This window comes from Oceanicaulis sp. UBA2681, assembly GCF_002354675.1.
Classification (GTDB): domain Bacteria; phylum Pseudomonadota; class Alphaproteobacteria; order Caulobacterales; family Maricaulaceae; genus Oceanicaulis; species Oceanicaulis alexandrii.
Window position 1 is genome coordinate 193,005 of sequence record NZ_DEMB01000016.1, and the last position, 15,283, is coordinate 208,287.

Sequence of the window (15,283 nt, forward strand, 5' to 3'; positions counted from 1 at the left end):
CCCCGTTCGCCTGATTGGTCGTCAGGTTAACCTTAAACGGGAAAGTCCAGACGGTTTATGAACGAGGCGTACAAAATGGTGCGGCGAAACCGCCTCGTTTACACTCAGACGCTGACGGGGCCGCCATCGCGCTTCAAGGTCACGAAGACTTCCGAGGCGACGCGCCAGTCATCGCCATCCAGACGCCATTTGGCGAAATACCGGCCCGAATAGCGCACTTCAAACCCCTGGGCGGACCATTGGCCTTTCCAGCGTCCAGTCTCCGCCGCCAGCAGGCCATCCTCGCCCACATCAATACGCATGGGCGTGCGCACATAGCTGACATCGGGCGCCTGATTGATGATGGACCGCCAGGCGGCAAGCTGCGCCTCGCGCCCCGCCATAAGCTCGGCGTCATCACCGGGCACGAGCGTGCACTCTTCGCACAGCGCCAGCGCGATTCCGTCAAAGTCACGCGCAGACAAGGCCGCGTTGAACGCGGCGCGGGCGGCGGCGATCTGTTTCGCCACCGCCTTGTCGCCGGTCATCTGAATATCCGCGCCCGGTTTGGCTCGCTTGACCATCAGCCCGCCAGCGCCGTGCGGATCGCGGCGATCGCATCCTCGGCCTTGGCGCCGTCAGGTCCGCCCGCCTGAGCAAAATCGGGACGGCCGCCGCCGCCCTTGCCGCCCACGGCGCCCACTGCGGCGCGCACCAGATCCACCGCGCTCATCGCGCCGACCAGGTCATCGGTCAGGCCCACGGCGAGCGCCGCCTTGCCCTCATTGACGCCGACAAACGCCGCGACGCCCGAGCCCATCTGCTTGCGCGCTTCATCCACCAGGCCGCGCAGATCCTTGCCGCCGACGCCCTCGACCACGCGGGCGATCAGCTTCACGCCATTGATCTCTTCCGGACCGGCCGGCGCTGCAGCGCCGCCCCCGCCCATGGCGAGCTGCTTCTTGGCTTCAGCGAGCTGACGCTCCAGCGTCTTGCGTTCGGCCTGGAGCGCAGCGACCCGGTCCACCAGCTCATGGGTCGGCACTTTCAGCGACAAGGCTGCGACCTTGGCCTTGTTGGCTTCGGTTTCCAGCCATTGGCGCGCCGCCTCGCCGGTCAGGGCCTCCAAACGGCGCACGCCCGAACTGACCGAGCTTTCGCCCACGATCTTGAACAGGGCGATATCACCGGTGCGGTCCACATGGATGCCGCCGCAAAGCTCGACCGAATAGGCCTTGTCGTCGTCTTTCAGAGAGTCGCCCATGGCGAGCACGCGAACGGTGTCGCCATACTTCTCGCCAAACAAGGCCAGCGCGCCCGCCTCAATCGCTTTCTCCGGCGTCATTTCGGCGATCTTCGCGTCGGCGTTCTGACGGATCACGGCATTGACCTGCGCTTCGATGGCGGCGGTCTCCGCTTCGCTCAGCGCCTTGGCGTGGGCGAAGTCGAACCGCAACCGGTCCGGTCCCACATATGACCCTTTCTGGGTCACATGCGGTCCCAACACGTCTCGCAAAGCGGCGTGCAGAAGGTGGGTGGCGGAGTGATTGGCGCGGACTTTCGTGCGGCGTTCAGCGTCCACCTTCAGGGCCGCCGTATCGCCCAGCTTGATCGCGCCATGCTCCAGCACGCCGATATGAGCGTAAATCTCGCCTGCGCGTTTTTGCACGTCGGTGACGGTGAACACGGCGCCATTGTCAAACGTGATGACGCCCGCATCCCCGATCTGACCGCCGCCCTCAGCGTAAAACGGCGTGGATTTGAAGATCAGCTCGGCGCCTGCGCCCTCAGCCAGCTCAGACTGCTCCGCCCCGTCCGCGACGATCGCAGTCAATTCAGACTGGCCGTCATGGTTCTGATACCCGGTGAACTGCGTCGCGCCCAGACGATCGCGAACCGCGAACCAGAGCGCCTCCGGCGCGGCCTGGCCCGACCCGCTCCAGCTGGCGCGCGCATCAGAGCGCTGACGCTCCATGGCGGCGTCAAACCCGGCCTGATCCACGCTCAGCCCCCGCGTGCGCAGGGCGTCTTCGGTCAGGTCCAGCGGGAAGCCGTAAGTGTCGTACAGCTTGAACGCGGTTTCCCCTGGCAGGGCATCGCCCTCTTTAAGGTCAGCCGTCGCCTCTTCCAGAAGCGTCAGGCCGCGGCCCAGCGTGCGCTGAAAGCGTTCTTCCTCGCCGCGCAATGTCTCCTCAATCGCCGGCAGAGCGCGCGGCAATTCGGGGAAGGCTTCGCCCATCTCGTCAGACAGGGTTTTCGCAAGACCGAACAGCACCGGCTCATTGGCGCCCAGAAGGTGCGCATGGCGCATGGCGCGGCGCATGATCCGGCGCAGCACATAGCCCCGGCCTTCATTGGACGGCGTCACGCCATCCGCGATCAGGAAGGAGGTGGAGCGTAAATGGTCTGCAATGACGCGGTGGCTCGCCAGCGCATCACCCTCAGCCTTCACCTTCAACGCCTCTTCAGAGGCGTTGATCAGGGTCTTGAACAGGTCCACATCATAATTGTTGTGCACGCCCTGCAGCACTGCTGCGATGCGCTCGAGCCCCATGCCGGTGTCGATGGAGGGCTTGGGCAGGTTGATGCGTTCGCCGCCCGCCTGCTGCTCATATTGCATGAACACCAGGTTCCAGATCTCGATAAAGCGGTCGCCATCCTCTTCCGGCGTGCCGGGAGGGCCGCCCCAGATCTCCGGGCCGTGATCAAAGAAGATCTCCGAGCACGGACCGCACGGGCCGGTGTCGCCCATGGACCAGAAATTGTCCGAGGTGGAGATGCGGATGATCTTTTCGTCGGGCAGGCCAGCGATCTTTCGCCAAAGCGCCGCCGCTTCTTCATCTTCGGAATAGACCGTGACTAGGAGCTTGTCCTTGGGCAGGCCGAATTCCTTGGTGACCATGGTCCAGGCGAACTCGATCGCCTGTTCCTTGAAATAGTCGCCGAAGGAAAAATTCCCCAGCATCTCAAAGAAGGTGTGGTGGCGCGCCGTATACCCGACATTATCGAGGTCATTGTGCTTGCCGCCCGCGCGCACGCATTTCTGCGAACTGGTGGCGCGCACATAATCGCGCTTTTCTGCGCCCGTGAAGACGTTCTTGAACGGCACCATGCCGGCGTTCACAAACAATAAGGTCGGGTCGTCCTGCGGCACGAGCGGCGCGGACTGAACGATCTCATGGCCTTCTTTGCCGAAGAAATCGAGAAACTGGCGGCGGATATCGCGCAAGGCGGTCATGTATGCACTCCGGGCGCTGGCGCGCGGCGTTGAGAGGACGGTCGCCCGCTCATGCGGCGGCCTTTGGGTGTCGGTTCACCCCCATATACGAACGGGCGCCCGGCAAAGCCAAGCGCCCGTTGTAGATTCATCACCGTTTTGGCGGTGAAGGATGCGGTTCGTCCCCCTCGGAACTAGCCTGTAGCCTCGTCGTCCAGGTCATCATCCTCGCCGGGACCGACCAGCAATTCCTCGGCGATCAGACCGGCGTTCTTGCGCACCTGGGCTTCGATCTTGTCGGCGATCGCGGGATGGTCGAGCAGGAACTGGCGCGCATTCTCGCGGCCCTGCCCGATCCGTTCGGAGTCGTGGGAATACCAGGAGCCCGATTTTTCGATGATATTGCCCTTCACCCCCAGATCGAGCAGTTCGCCGGTCTTGGAGATGCCTTCGCCATAGAGGATATCGAACTCCACCTCGCGGAAGGGCGGCGCCACCTTGTTCTTGACCACTTTGACGCGGGTCTGGTTGCCGATCACTTCATCGCGATTTTTCAGCGCGCCGATGCGGCGGATATCCAGCCGAACGGTGGAGTAGAATTTCAGCGCATTACCGCCGGTCGTGGTTTCGGGGCTGCCGAACATCACGCCGATCTTCATGCGGATCTGGTTGATGAAGATCACCAGGCATTTCGATTTGGAGATGGAGCCGGTCAGCTTGCGCAGCGCCTGGCTCATCAAACGGGCCTGAAGACCGGGCAGCGAGTCGCCCATATCGCCTTCAAGCTCCGCCCGCGGGGTCAAGGCCGCCACGGAGTCGATCACCAGAACGTCAATGGCGCCCGAGCGCACCAGCGTATCGGCGATTTCAAGCGCCTGCTCGCCAGTGTCAGGCTGGGAGACCAGAAGCTCGCCCACATCCACGCCCAGCTTGCGGGCATAGACCGGGTCGAGCGCATGCTCGGCGTCCACAAAGGCCGCGACGCCGCCGCTTTTCTGCGCTTCCGCCACCGTGTGCAGCGCCAGCGTGGTTTTACCGGAGCTTTCCGGGCCGTAGATCTCGACGATTCGGCCTTTCGGCAGGCCGCCCACGCCCAGCGCGATATCCAGGCCCAGAGAGCCGGTGGAGATCGCCTGAATATCCTGGTCAGGCTTGGAGCCCAGCTTCATCACCGAGCCTTTGCCGAAGGCGCGATCAATTTGAGTCAGGGCCGCTTCAAGCGCTTTTTGTTTGTCCATGTCGCCGTCTTTCACCACGCGCAGATTTGACTGTGCCATCAGGTCGGCCCTCCTTATTTCACGCCCGACCGAGTCGGGCAATGAAGGTGACCGTACTTATTTTGTTCCCGGAACACAAGCGGAACATTTGGCGTGTGCGTCGCCCTTGCGACAGCTGAGCGCAATCAGCCGCTTAGCATAAAGACTAGGCGCGCTGACGCGCCGCCAGCTCCTGCTTCACGCGCTCCGCCAGCTGCTGGATGTCGAAGGGTTTGGGCAGGAAGGAGATCTCGAGATCATCAGAGAGGGTGTCGGAAAACTCTTCCTTGGCGTAGCCCGAAATGAAGACGATTCGCGCACTGCCCAGCAGATGCCGCGCCTCCTTGAGCAAGCCGGGACCGTCGAGCCCCGGCATGACCACGTCTGAAATCAGAAGATCAAAGCTTTCCGGCTCGTTCTCCAGAATTTCGAGCGCTTCCTCACCATCACACGCTTCCACCACCTCATAGCCGCGGCGCACCAGCGTCTTGGCGGCGATGGCGCGCACCGCGTCTTCATCCTCGACAAACAGGATGCGGCCGCGTCCGGCGAGATCAGAGGGTTCAGGCTCGGCGGTCTTGGCCGCTTCCTCTCGCGCAAGCTCGGTTTCCTCTTCCTCGCTCGGCACATGGCCGGGCAGATAGATATGGAAGGTCGTGCCCTTGCCCACTTCGGAATCCACAAACAGGAAGCCGCCCGACTGTTTGACCACGCCATAGACCGTCGCCAGCCCCAGCCCGGTGCCCTGTCCGGCCTCCTTGGTGGTGAAGAACGGCTCGAAGATCTTCTTCAGCGTCGCCTCGTCCATGCCCGTGCCCGTATCGGACACATGGATCGCCGCCCAGTCGCCATCCTTGGGATTGGGCGCCCCGGCGCGCGCCACATCATCAGAAGAGACCGCTTCGGTGACGATGGTCAGAACCCCGCCGCCCTGAGACTTCATCGCATCACGGGCGTTGGTGGCGAGGTTCACCAGAATATTGTCGATCTGATTGCGGTCCGCCCGCACCAGCGGCAGATCGCGGCCATGCTTGATATCGAGCCGTACGGTTTCTTCCAGAATCTGGCCCAGCATGATCGAGCAATCAGACAAGACGTCCGAGACGTCAAACACCGTATTGCGGAAGGTCTGCTTGCGCGAGAACGCGAGAAGCTTGCGCACCAGGCCGGCCTGGCGCGTGACGGTGGAATTGATCTGCTGCAAGTCCTGATAGGAGGGATCGCCCACCGGGTGCCGGTTCAGAAGCTCGCCCACATTCAGCCGGATCGCGGTGAGCATATTGTTGAAATCATGAGCCACGCCGCTCGCGAGCTGGCCGACCGCCTGCATCTTGCCTGCCTGGGCGACCTGTTGCTCCAGCGCTTTCCACGACGACACGTCCACCACATAGGCGACGCGCTTGCCGTCACGTGAGGGCGACAGGAAAACCTGCACGGCGCGCTCGCCGTCTTCGCCCGCTTTCAGGCGCACTTCGCTTGGCTCGCCACGCCCGGCCAGGGCCGAACCCAGTACATTGTCGATCCGGCCGTCATCGCCAAAATCAAACAGGTCTTCAAACTTCGCGCCCGGCACGGCGCCGCCGCCCGACAGCTTGAGCAAGGCCGGGTTGGCGTCCTCGATTACGGCCAGCGCCGGATCGGCGTCGTCCAGGCGCGCCACGCCGAACGGGGCGGTCGCGAACATTTCATCAAACGAGCCGCCAGCGAGCGAGCTGGCGCCCGAAGACGCTTCGCGCGGCTCAGCCGCGGCCACGGCGGGAGGCGCGCCTGTGGCGGAGAGTTCATAAACCACCGCGCGCGCCTTGGCGGGGCGCTCATCGCTCCAGCTGACGCAGATGACGACCGGGCTTTCCTCGCCGTCCACTTGCTTCAGGCGGGCGTCGAGGCGGATCACGCCGTCCGCGCCCCGCGACTGGGCGAACGCCTGCGCGGTGTCGCCTGTGGTGATGTCTTGCAGTTTGAGGGCCGCGTCCTCGCTGACCCCGATCCAGCTGCGCAAAGTGGCGTTGGCGGCCAGCACCCGCCCCTCGGCATCGGCGGAGAACAAGCCGACGGGCGCATGATCGGTCCAGTCCGGCGCCTCGTCAGCATCCAAAGAGGCGTCATCGCGAAGCTCGGAAAAGCGCCACAGAGTCGCGCCGTCTTCCAGCGCAGACACATCCGCGCTGTAAACCACGCTTTCGCCCCCGCCCAAGGGGATGCGGCCGACAACTTCACGGGCTGTTTCGCCTGCGCTCGCAGCCCGGTTGAGACGATAAACCGCCCCCGCGCCGGCCCCGCTGAACAAGCGTTCAGGGGCTGCGGGCGTCCCGCCGTCTTTCACACCGATCAGGGTGTCGGCCAGTTTGACATAAGCCGGATTCGCCCAGGCCACCCGGCCTTGCGCATCCGTGATCAGAACCGGATCAGGCCAGAGCCCCATGGCGGTCGCCGCAGCGCCGCTCGCACGCTTGCGCTCGCCGCCTTCAAGCAAGGAGCGCCCAGCCGTTTCGCCCGCCGCCAGCGCATACATCAAGAGCAACGCGACCGACGCGATGCCGGATAACAAGATGACGCCGTTCCATCCCGCGCCCGCGCCTGCGAAAATCGCCACAGCCGCAGCGGCCAGCGCGCCCAGGCTCGCCACCCAGAAGATCAGCCGGGTCAGGGGCCTGGTCAGCGCCCCCTCGCCTGTAGCCGCCTTGGCGGCTGGCGAAGGCGGCGGAGGGGCGACGGGGTCAGCCTCAGCGGCGGCGCGTTGGGCGGAAAGCGGGAGGTCTGACATGACAGGCTCCGGTTGGTGCAGGCCGACACGCCGGATGACGCTACGGCTGGTCCATGATTCGAACACGCAGTCTCACAGGTTAAAGTTAACCATATTTCAGCGAGACGGTATGAAATCGTCTTTTCGGCGCCGCGATCAGAACTTCGGCGCCTTGCCCGCCAGCGTCAGAACATAACCGATCACCTTGGCCACGGCCGTGAAGTGTTCAGGCGGGATCACTTCCTCAAGCTCGACGCTGGCGAACAATCCGCGCGCCAGCGGCGGGTCCTCGACGATGGGGATGTTGTGCTCCTTGGCCAGCTCCCGGATGCGCAGGGCGACGTCGTCGGCGCCCTTGGCCACACAGATCGGCGCGGGCGTGCGGCCCTGCTCGTATTCAAGCGCCACGGCGTAGTGGGTCGGGTTCGTGATCACCACGGCGGCGTCCGGCACCCGCGACATCATGCGCCGCTGAGCGCGCTCCTGACGGATCTGGCGCAATTTCGCACGCACCATCGGATCGCCTTCGGTGTCCTTCATCTCATCGCGGATTTCCTTGCGGCTCATCTTGTTGCGGTCGATGTACTGCTTGCGCTGAAACAGGAAATCGAGCACGGCGATGGCGGTGTAGGCGATCAGGGCGGCGATCATCAGCTGGATGGCGGCGGTATAGACCTCCTGCAAGATGCCGATGGGCGCGACGCCCGGCATCACCGCCAGCTCGTTGCGCCGCGGCCAGAGCGCCAGCGCGATGGCGAGCCCGACCACCGTCATCTTGGCGACGCCCTTGAAGAAGTTCATCCAGCCTTCAGGCCCGAACATGCGGGTCAGACCCTTGATCGGGTCGAGCTTGTCGAGCTTGGGCGCGATCTTCTTGGGCGTGAACATCACGCCGGTCTGGACCAGGTTTCCGAAAACCGCCGCGACCAGAAGCATGGCGAAGGCCAGGCCTGTCACGACGACCAGGCGAAGCGCGGTCGCCGCCGCCAGCGTCACCGCTCCGGTGGGGTCCACCGCGAGTTCATGGGGCTGCGCCAGAAACACCTGCAGCATCTCGGCCAGACTGCGTGACATGCCCGGCGCCAGAAACGCCAGCATCGCCAGACCGGCGGTCAGGGTGAACCAGCCCGACACCTCCTGGGATTTGGGAACATCGCCTTCCTCGCGCGCCTGCCGGAGTTTTCGGTCTGTCGGCTCTTCTGTCTTTTCTGACTTGTCTTCGCCTTCCGCCATGCCGCCCGCCTCAGTTCAGCGTCGCGGTGAAGCGCTCATAGCGCTCCGCCCACACCATCACCATGGCGCCCAGCGACATGGCCAGAATGGAAAAGCCGATCAGGATGTTGAGCGGCATGGCGATGAAGAAGATCTGCGCCTGCGGCATCAGGCGCGACAGCACGCCCAGGCCCAGATAGAAAACCAGACCGAACACGATCAGCGGACTGGCGATCTGGACCCCGATGATGAAGGCGTCGATGAACAGGCCCAGAGCCCAGAACGCGGCGTCGCCCCACATCGGCGCCTCGCCGGCGGGCATAAGCTCGTAAGAGCCCGCCGCCGCCAGCAACATCTGTTGATGCAAGGGCGTGATCAGAACGATGACGATAAAGATCAGGTTCAAGAACTGGGCCGGCAGCACGCCAGCCTGACCCTGCGCAGGGTCAAAGGACTGCGCCATGGCGAGGCCGGTCTGGTAGCCGATGATCTGGCCTGCGATCGCCCCTGCCGTCAAAAGAATGCGCGACGCCGCGCCGATCATCACGCCGATCAGGGTTTCCAGCGCCACAAGAACGCCGACGCCGGCCAGGGTCTCCGGCGGCGCCGGCAGCATCGGCGCGATGGACGGGCCGACCACAAATGAAAAGGCCAGCGCAAACGCCAGACGCAGGCGTACGGGGATCGAGGTTTCACCGATGCCCGGCATCAGCATCAATATGCCGCCCATGCGCGCAAAGACCATGGCGGCGGCGAAAATTGTGAGCGAAAGATCAAAACCGGCCAGCATGGCCGTCAGCCTGCGATGATTCGGTCGGCGATGGTTTGCATGAAGCCGTTCAGAAGCGCGCCCATCATGGGCAGGAAGATCAGAAGCGCCAGAAAGATCACGATGATTTTCGGCACGAAGACCAAGGTCATTTCCTGCACCTGCGTCAGCGCCTGAAACAGGGCGATCAGAACGCCCACCGCCAGGCCGATCAGCATGACCGGCGCCGCCATGCCCAGCATGACCCAGATCGCTTCAGCGCCAATATCGAGGACCTCGCCTGCGGTCATGATGGCTTCCTTCTGATGCGCTCACAGCGCCGCAATGTTTCCATGCACGGATTCTATGCCGACGCGCAAAGTTCCAGAGGTAAAGTTTTATGCGTCGCGCTTTGTTTAACGATTTGTCATGTTGGCGTGCATTGGCGCAATCGCCGTCCGGGTGCAGCATGGCGCGCAATTGGGCGGACGTGTATCCGCCCTCGGGGAGACATTTTATGATCAAGACACTTCTTTGCAGCGCGGCTTCTATCGCGCTTCTGACCGCAGGCTCTGCGCTCGCCCATGACGGCGCGCACGTCAACGCCGCTCTTGTAAACGTCGCCAGCGTCACTCAACAGGCTGAGCAGACGGAAACCGAACGTCTGTACGCGTCCTTCCAGGCCGCATTCATGGAAGAAGTGGCGCGTTCGCCGGAAATCCAGACCTATCTGGGCATGATCTCCGACGTCGACGCCTATGGCCGTTGGGACGATCGTTCTGACGCCCGTCAGATCGAGGATTTCGAACGCAGCCAGGCCCGCGTCCAGGAGATGCAGGCTGAGTTTGACCGCGACTTGCTGACCGACGCCGGCAAGGTCTCCTACGATCTCGCAATCAGCCTGGCCGAGAACGAAGCGCGCCAGTTCGCCGTGCGCGACAGCCGCTATGTGTTCTCGCCCATGGGCGATTCCGTCTCTGACCTGACAACCTTCCTGATCAACAACCACCGCGTTGCGACCGCGGAGCATGCGGCGGCCTACGCTTCACGTCTGGAAGGCATCGGCGAAGTCATCGACACGCTGACTGAGCGCGCCGAGGAACGCGCGGCCAATGGCGTGACCTTGCCGCTGTTCGCCTATCCGCGCCTGACCGCGTCGGCGCAATCTCAACTGACCGGCGCGCCGTTTGAAGAAGGCGCGGAAGACAGCGCGCTCTTCGCCGATTTCAAGGCCAAGGTGGACGCGCTCGATATTGATGATGACGCCAAGGCGGATCTGGTGATGCGCGCCGAAGATGCGCTCCTGAACGTCTATGTGCCGGCGATGGAGCGCTATATGGCGGCGCTCGATCGCATGGAAGCGATCTCTGATGATCGTGACGGCGTGTGGAAACTGCCCAATGGCGAAGCCGCCTACGCCGCCTCGCTGGCGCAATTCACCACCATTCCGGACATGACCGCCGAGCAGATCCATGAGCGCGGACTGGCGGAAGTCGAGCGCATCCATGGCGAGATGCGCGAGATCATGGCCCAGGTCGGGTTTGAAGGCAGCGTGCAGGATTTCTTCGCCTATATGCGCACCGCCGAACAATTCCAGCTGCCCAACACGCCCGAAGGCCGCCAGGAATATCTCGACCGCGCCACCGCCGTGATCGCGGACGTGATGGAGGTCGCACCGCAATATTTCGACACCCTGCCCGAAGCGCCGCTGGAAGTACGTGCGGTCGAACCCTGGCGTGAAGCGACGGCGACCGGCGCGTTCTACAACCAGCCCGCGCTCGATGGCTCCCGCCCGGGCTATTACTACGTCAACCTGTCCCAGATGCAGGACAACCCCACCTATCTGCTGGAAAGCCTCTCCCTGCACGAAGGCGCGCCCGGTCACCACTTCCAGATCGCGCTGACCCAGGAACTCGAAGACGTGCCGATGTTCCAGCGCTTTGCGTGGAACTCCGCCTATGGTGAAGGCTGGGCGCTCTACACCGAATGGCTGGGCAAGGAGATGGGTTTTTACGAAGATCCGTATTCGGACTTCGGTCGTCTCTCCTACGAGGTCTTCCGCGCCGCGCGCCTGGTGGTGGACACCGGCATTCACCACTATCAGTGGGACCGCCAGCAAGCGATTGATTACATGCTGGAAGCGACCCCGATGACCGAGGGCGACATCACCCCGGAAGTGGAGCGCTACATCGTCTGGCCCGGCCAGGCCGTCTCTTACAAAACCGGCATGATGTTCATCCAGGACCTGCTGATGCACGCCCAGGAAGAGCTCGGTGACGATTTCAGCTGGGGCGGCTTCCATGACGCCGTTCTGACCGCTGGTCCGCTACCGCTCCCCATGCTGGAAGACCGGGTCAACGCCTGGATCGATACTGTGAAAGCAGGCTAACCCCCTCGCCCCCGCCTGCTTCACAGCAGAAACCCCGCAAGGTCTGCAGCCTTGCGGGGTTTTTCATGCCCCATCTTGAAGCATCAACGCCACATAGGCGTGCACACATTAAGTTATATTAATATTTGCGGCGCTGCACGATTGCCCTGCCCTTTCCGCCGCGCAGTCTTTCCCAGTTGGCCTGAAGTCTAAAAGACCGGGCTCTAATCGGGGAAAGACACATGAATACTTTTGTGAAAGATCGCGGCCTGCGCGCGCTCGTCCTGGCGGGGGCCTCGCTGAGCGCGCTGATGGCGGCGCCGGCGTTTGCACAATCTGAAGAGGAAAGCGCTGACGAGCGGTCCTCAAGCGACACCATCGTCGTCACGGGCTCTCGTCTGCGCAGCGACGGCACGCTGGAAGCGCCGAGCCCTGTGGTCGCGGTCGGGGGCGACGACATCCGCACTTCGGGCCAGATCGACATCACCGCGCTGCTGCGCGAATCTCCGCAATTGCAGGCCTCGCTGCCCGGCACCTTCTCGGCGTTCAACGGCACGCCGCTGGGCGCATCCTTGCTGAACCTGCGCAATCTGGGCACCGAACGCACGCTCGTGGTCGAAAACGGCCGACGGCATGTGCCCGGCATTGAAGGCACGTCGTCAGTTGACGTGAACACCATTTCCACCGCGCTGCTCGAACGCGTGGATCTGATGACCGGCGGCGCGTCTGCGGTCTATGGCGCCGACGCCGTGACCGGCGTTGTGAACTTCATCCTGCGCGACGGGTCTTCGTTTAACGGCATGGAAGTGCGCACCCAGGCCGGCATTTCGGGCGAAGGCGACGCAGAAGAATACTTCATCTCGCTCGCCAACGGCTTTGAAAGCGCGAACGGCCGCGCCGACATCGTGTTCGCCGCCGAGTACCAGTCCACGGAAGCTATTTTCGCCGGCGACCGGGATTTTGGCGGCACCGGTCGCTTCTCGCTGGTGCCGAACGGGCCGGCGACGGGCATTGATCCGCGCTTCTCCAATGTGTGGCTGCCAAACTATCGCCTGCCGATCTCGAGCCATTACGGCATCATCGCCCTGGGCGATGGCGGGGCCAGCGCCTTTGTCGAAGCGGTGCTCAGCGGCGGCGTTCCCGGCTGTGACACCATCGGCGCCGCCGCTATCCCGACCTGTCAGATCGTCGACGAAACCGGCACTCTGCGTCCCTATAATCCGGGCGATATCTTCATTGACGGCTTCAACGCCAGCGGCGGCGACGGCGTGTTCGCCGAACCCGATGACGAATTGCTGCTGCCGCAGACCGATCGCTTCCTGTTCCAGACTGCGTTCAGCTATGAGCTGACGCCGAACATGGAGTTCTTTGCGGACGCCAAATACGTCTTCACCGAGACCCTTGAAAGCAATCAGGTCAACGGCTTCAACGACGATATTCCGATCTCGGCCGACAACCCGTTCATTCCCGCCGCGCTGCAAGCCCAGCTCGCCACGCTGCAAGGGGAAGGCCTGAATCCGGTGATCGCAGTGTCGCGCGACACGCTGGACACCACCACGCGCTCCAACCCTGTGGCCGAGCGCAAGACCATGCGGGCCGTCGCCGGCCTGCGCGGCTTCATCCCCGAGTTCGGGTTCGATTACGAGCTGTCCTACAGCTATGGCCGCACCGATGCGGACATCACCTCGCGCCTGCGTATCGAAGACCGCTTCTTTGCGGCCATCGACGCCGTGATTGATCCGGCGACGGGCAATGTGGTCTGCCGCTCGGACATCGACCCCAGTGCGATCGTGCCGCCCTCCTCGCCCTATCCGGCGCAAAATGGCGGGTTCCAGATCACCACATTCTCGCCGGGCGACGGCCAGTGCGTGCCGATCAACATTTTCGGCGCCAACACCATCACCCAGGAAGCGGCGGACTTCATCTTCCAGCCCGCTACTGCGCAGAACGAAATCGAGCAGAACAATTTCCTCGCCACGCTCTCAGGCGATTCTGAATTCCTGTTCTCCCTGCCCGCCGGCCCGATCGGCTTCGTGGTGGGGTATGAGTATCGCAAGGATGAAAGCGCCTTCACGCCGGACGCCTTCAGTGCTGCGGGCCTGACTTTCGGCACGATCAATTCCAATGGCGGGCCGACCAACGCCTCGTCAGGTGAGATCGAGGTCCAGGAATACTTCACGGAAGTCAAAATCCCCGTCCTCGCGGATCTGCCTTTCATCGAGAACTTCGAACTGACAGGCGCGTATCGTTATTCTGACTACGACGCATTTGGCGAGACCGACACCTGGTCGATGGGCGCGCGCTGGACGATCATCGATTCGCTCACCGTTCGCTCCACCCTGTCACGCGCAGTGCGTATTCCGAACATCACGGAAGCCTTCTCGCCGACCTTCACCGTGACGCTCGGCGCCAGCTCGGATCCCTGCAACCCGCAATTCATTGACGCCGGCACCCAGTTCCGCCGTCCGAACTGTGAAGCGCTCATCGGCATTCCGGTCGACACCTATAACTCGACCGATTACGTCTCCGCCCGTATTCCGGGTCAAAGCGGCGGCAATCCCGACCTTGAGCCGGAAGAGGCGGACAGCTTCACCGTCGGCGCCGTCTGGCGTCCCGTCGAGGATTTCAATGGCCTGTTTGAGGGCCTGACGGTCACCGTCGATTACTACAAGATCGAAATCGACGGCCTGATCGATCAGCTCGGCGCGTTCGACATCGCCCAGAACTGCGTGGATGCTCCCACGATCAATAACCAGTTCTGCGCCGCCATCGACCGCGACCCGACGGTCGGCTTCATCACCGGCTTCCGCTCGGGCTATGTGAACCTCGCCGCGGTAGAGACCAGCGGCATCGACTGGCGCGTTGATTACGCCTTCGACCTGCCGTCCATGTTCGGTCTGCAAGATGCTGGCGAGCTGCGTCTGTCCACGCTGGGCACGAACTTCCTCTCCAACGAGGAAACGCGTGACGTCTCGGCGCCAGAAGAAGTGACCGACGTGCTCACCACGATGAGCCGCCCGGAATGGATCTTCAATCTGAACGCCACCTGGTCCGTCGGCGATCTGTCGCTGGGCTGGAAGGGCCGTTACGAATCCGAACAGCTGCTGAGCGGCATCGAACTCGATGACCTTGAGAGCGATCCGGACTTCGCCAACATCACCCAGGCTGACGGCGCCTGGGTGCATGACTTCTCCATCTCGTATTTCCTTCGTGAAGAGCTGGAGATCTATGGCGGCATCAATAACGCCTTTGACGAAGAGCCCTATCTGGGTCAGCTGTCGCGTCCCGCCGGGCCGCGCGGCCGCTTCTTCTATGCGGGCGTGAACGCCACCTTCTAAAGAAGGCTCAGCGCACAAAAAGACACCCCCGGAGCCTGGCTCCGGGGGTGTTTTCTATTTGCCTGACGAGATCGCCTAGATCGGCATGCGCAGGATTTCCTGATAGGCGCGGATGACCTGGTCGCGCACGGCGACGACGCTTTCCAGCTGCACTTCGGCGGCGGCCACAGCCGTCACCACATCCACAAGCTCGGCCTGGCCGGTCGCGGCCTGGGCGCTGAGCTGTTCAGACTGGCTCAGCGTCTCCTGAACCGATTGCACGGCGTTCATCACCATATCGCCGAAATCACCGCCCTCAGCCTTGGCGAGCTCGGCGGCGTTATTGGTGGACGGCGACACGCCGGCGGCCTGCTGGGCGGCGGCGGTGTAGGCGCGGATAGCAGCGAGATCCATAAGTCAGCCCCTTTCTAGAGCCGGCGATG

General features: G+C 63.1%; 10 protein-coding genes. 2 read left to right on the forward strand and 8 right to left on the reverse strand.

Annotated elements, in window-relative coordinates:
• Positions 1–104 precede the first annotated feature (104 nt).
• From B3M53_RS12240 to fliQ, 7 genes are all read right to left on the reverse strand, one after another.
• Positions 105–563: a YybH family protein gene (locus B3M53_RS12240; RefSeq protein ID WP_273019335.1), complete on the reverse strand. Its 459-nt coding sequence runs from the start codon at positions 561–563 to the stop codon at positions 105–107.
• Positions 563–3,217 (reverse strand): alanine--tRNA ligase, encoded by a 2,655-nt coding sequence (gene alaS / locus B3M53_RS12245; protein ID WP_286800478.1) that lies wholly within the window; start codon positions 3,215–3,217, stop codon positions 563–565. The genes B3M53_RS12240 and alaS overlap by 1 nt, the downstream gene beginning before the upstream one ends.
• Before the next feature lie 173 nt (positions 3,218–3,390).
• On the reverse strand, positions 3,391–4,473 hold the full coding sequence (recA, locus tag B3M53_RS12250) for a recombinase RecA (RefSeq protein WP_022699954.1): 1,083 nt from the start codon (positions 4,471–4,473) through the stop codon (positions 3,391–3,393).
• A 145-nt stretch (positions 4,474–4,618) separates the two neighbouring features.
• Entirely contained in the window at positions 4,619–7,216 is a 2,598-nt protein-coding gene (locus tag B3M53_RS12255) for a hybrid sensor histidine kinase/response regulator (RefSeq protein WP_160092291.1), read from the reverse strand.
• A 135-nt stretch (positions 7,217–7,351) separates the two neighbouring features.
• Positions 7,352–8,428, reverse strand: a complete 1,077-nt coding sequence (flhB, locus tag B3M53_RS12260) for a flagellar biosynthesis protein FlhB (RefSeq protein WP_022699956.1) — start codon at positions 8,426–8,428, stop codon at positions 7,352–7,354.
• Positions 8,429–8,438: 10 nt separating this feature from the next.
• Positions 8,439–9,197: a flagellar biosynthetic protein FliR gene (gene fliR, locus B3M53_RS12265; RefSeq protein ID WP_022699957.1), complete on the reverse strand. Its 759-nt coding sequence runs from the start codon at positions 9,195–9,197 to the stop codon at positions 8,439–8,441.
• A gap of 5 nt (positions 9,198–9,202) precedes the next feature.
• Positions 9,203–9,466: a flagellar biosynthesis protein FliQ gene (gene fliQ / locus B3M53_RS12270; protein WP_022699958.1), complete on the reverse strand. Its 264-nt coding sequence runs from the start codon at positions 9,464–9,466 to the stop codon at positions 9,203–9,205.
• 206 nt (positions 9,467–9,672) lie between these two features.
• Here fliQ and B3M53_RS12275 point away from each other — a divergent pair, with 206 nt between their 5' ends.
• Together B3M53_RS12275 and B3M53_RS12280 are read left to right on the forward strand one after the other, a co-directional pair.
• On the forward strand, positions 9,673–11,544 hold the full coding sequence (locus tag B3M53_RS12275; RefSeq protein ID WP_022699959.1) for a DUF885 domain-containing protein: 1,872 nt from the start codon (positions 9,673–9,675) through the stop codon (positions 11,542–11,544).
• 221 nt (positions 11,545–11,765) lie between these two features.
• Positions 11,766–14,861: a TonB-dependent receptor plug domain-containing protein gene (locus B3M53_RS12280; protein WP_022699960.1), complete on the forward strand. Its 3,096-nt coding sequence runs from the start codon at positions 11,766–11,768 to the stop codon at positions 14,859–14,861.
• A gap of 75 nt (positions 14,862–14,936) precedes the next feature.
• Here the strand turns inward: B3M53_RS12280 and fliE are convergent, their stop codons facing one another.
• Positions 14,937–15,254 (reverse strand): flagellar hook-basal body complex protein FliE, encoded by a 318-nt coding sequence (gene fliE, locus B3M53_RS12285; RefSeq protein ID WP_022699961.1) that lies wholly within the window; start codon positions 15,252–15,254, stop codon positions 14,937–14,939.
• Positions 15,255–15,283: the final 29 nt, after the last annotated feature.

Coding starts and splice junctions, on each gene's coding strand:
- B3M53_RS12240 (WP_273019335.1), bottom strand. CDS start 563: ATGGTCAAGCGAGCCAAACCGGGCGCGGATATTCAGATGACCGGCGAC.
- alaS (WP_286800478.1), bottom strand. CDS start 3,217: ATGACCGCCTTGCGCGATATCCGCCGCCAGTTTCTCGATTTCTTCGGC.
- recA (WP_022699954.1), bottom strand. CDS start 4,473: ATGGCACAGTCAAATCTGCGCGTGGTGAAAGACGGCGACATGGACAAA.
- B3M53_RS12255 (WP_160092291.1), bottom strand. CDS start 7,216: ATGTCAGACCTCCCGCTTTCCGCCCAACGCGCCGCCGCTGAGGCTGAC.
- flhB (WP_022699956.1), bottom strand. CDS start 8,428: ATGGCGGAAGGCGAAGACAAGTCAGAAAAGACAGAAGAGCCGACAGAC.
- fliR (WP_022699957.1), bottom strand. CDS start 9,197: ATGCTGGCCGGTTTTGATCTTTCGCTCACAATTTTCGCCGCCGCCATG.
- fliQ (WP_022699958.1), bottom strand. CDS start 9,466: ATGACCGCAGGCGAGGTCCTCGATATTGGCGCTGAAGCGATCTGGGTC.
- B3M53_RS12275 (WP_022699959.1), top strand. CDS start 9,673: ATGATCAAGACACTTCTTTGCAGCGCGGCTTCTATCGCGCTTCTGACC.
- B3M53_RS12280 (WP_022699960.1), top strand. CDS start 11,766: ATGAATACTTTTGTGAAAGATCGCGGCCTGCGCGCGCTCGTCCTGGCG.
- fliE (WP_022699961.1), bottom strand. CDS start 15,254: ATGGATCTCGCTGCTATCCGCGCCTACACCGCCGCCGCCCAGCAGGCC.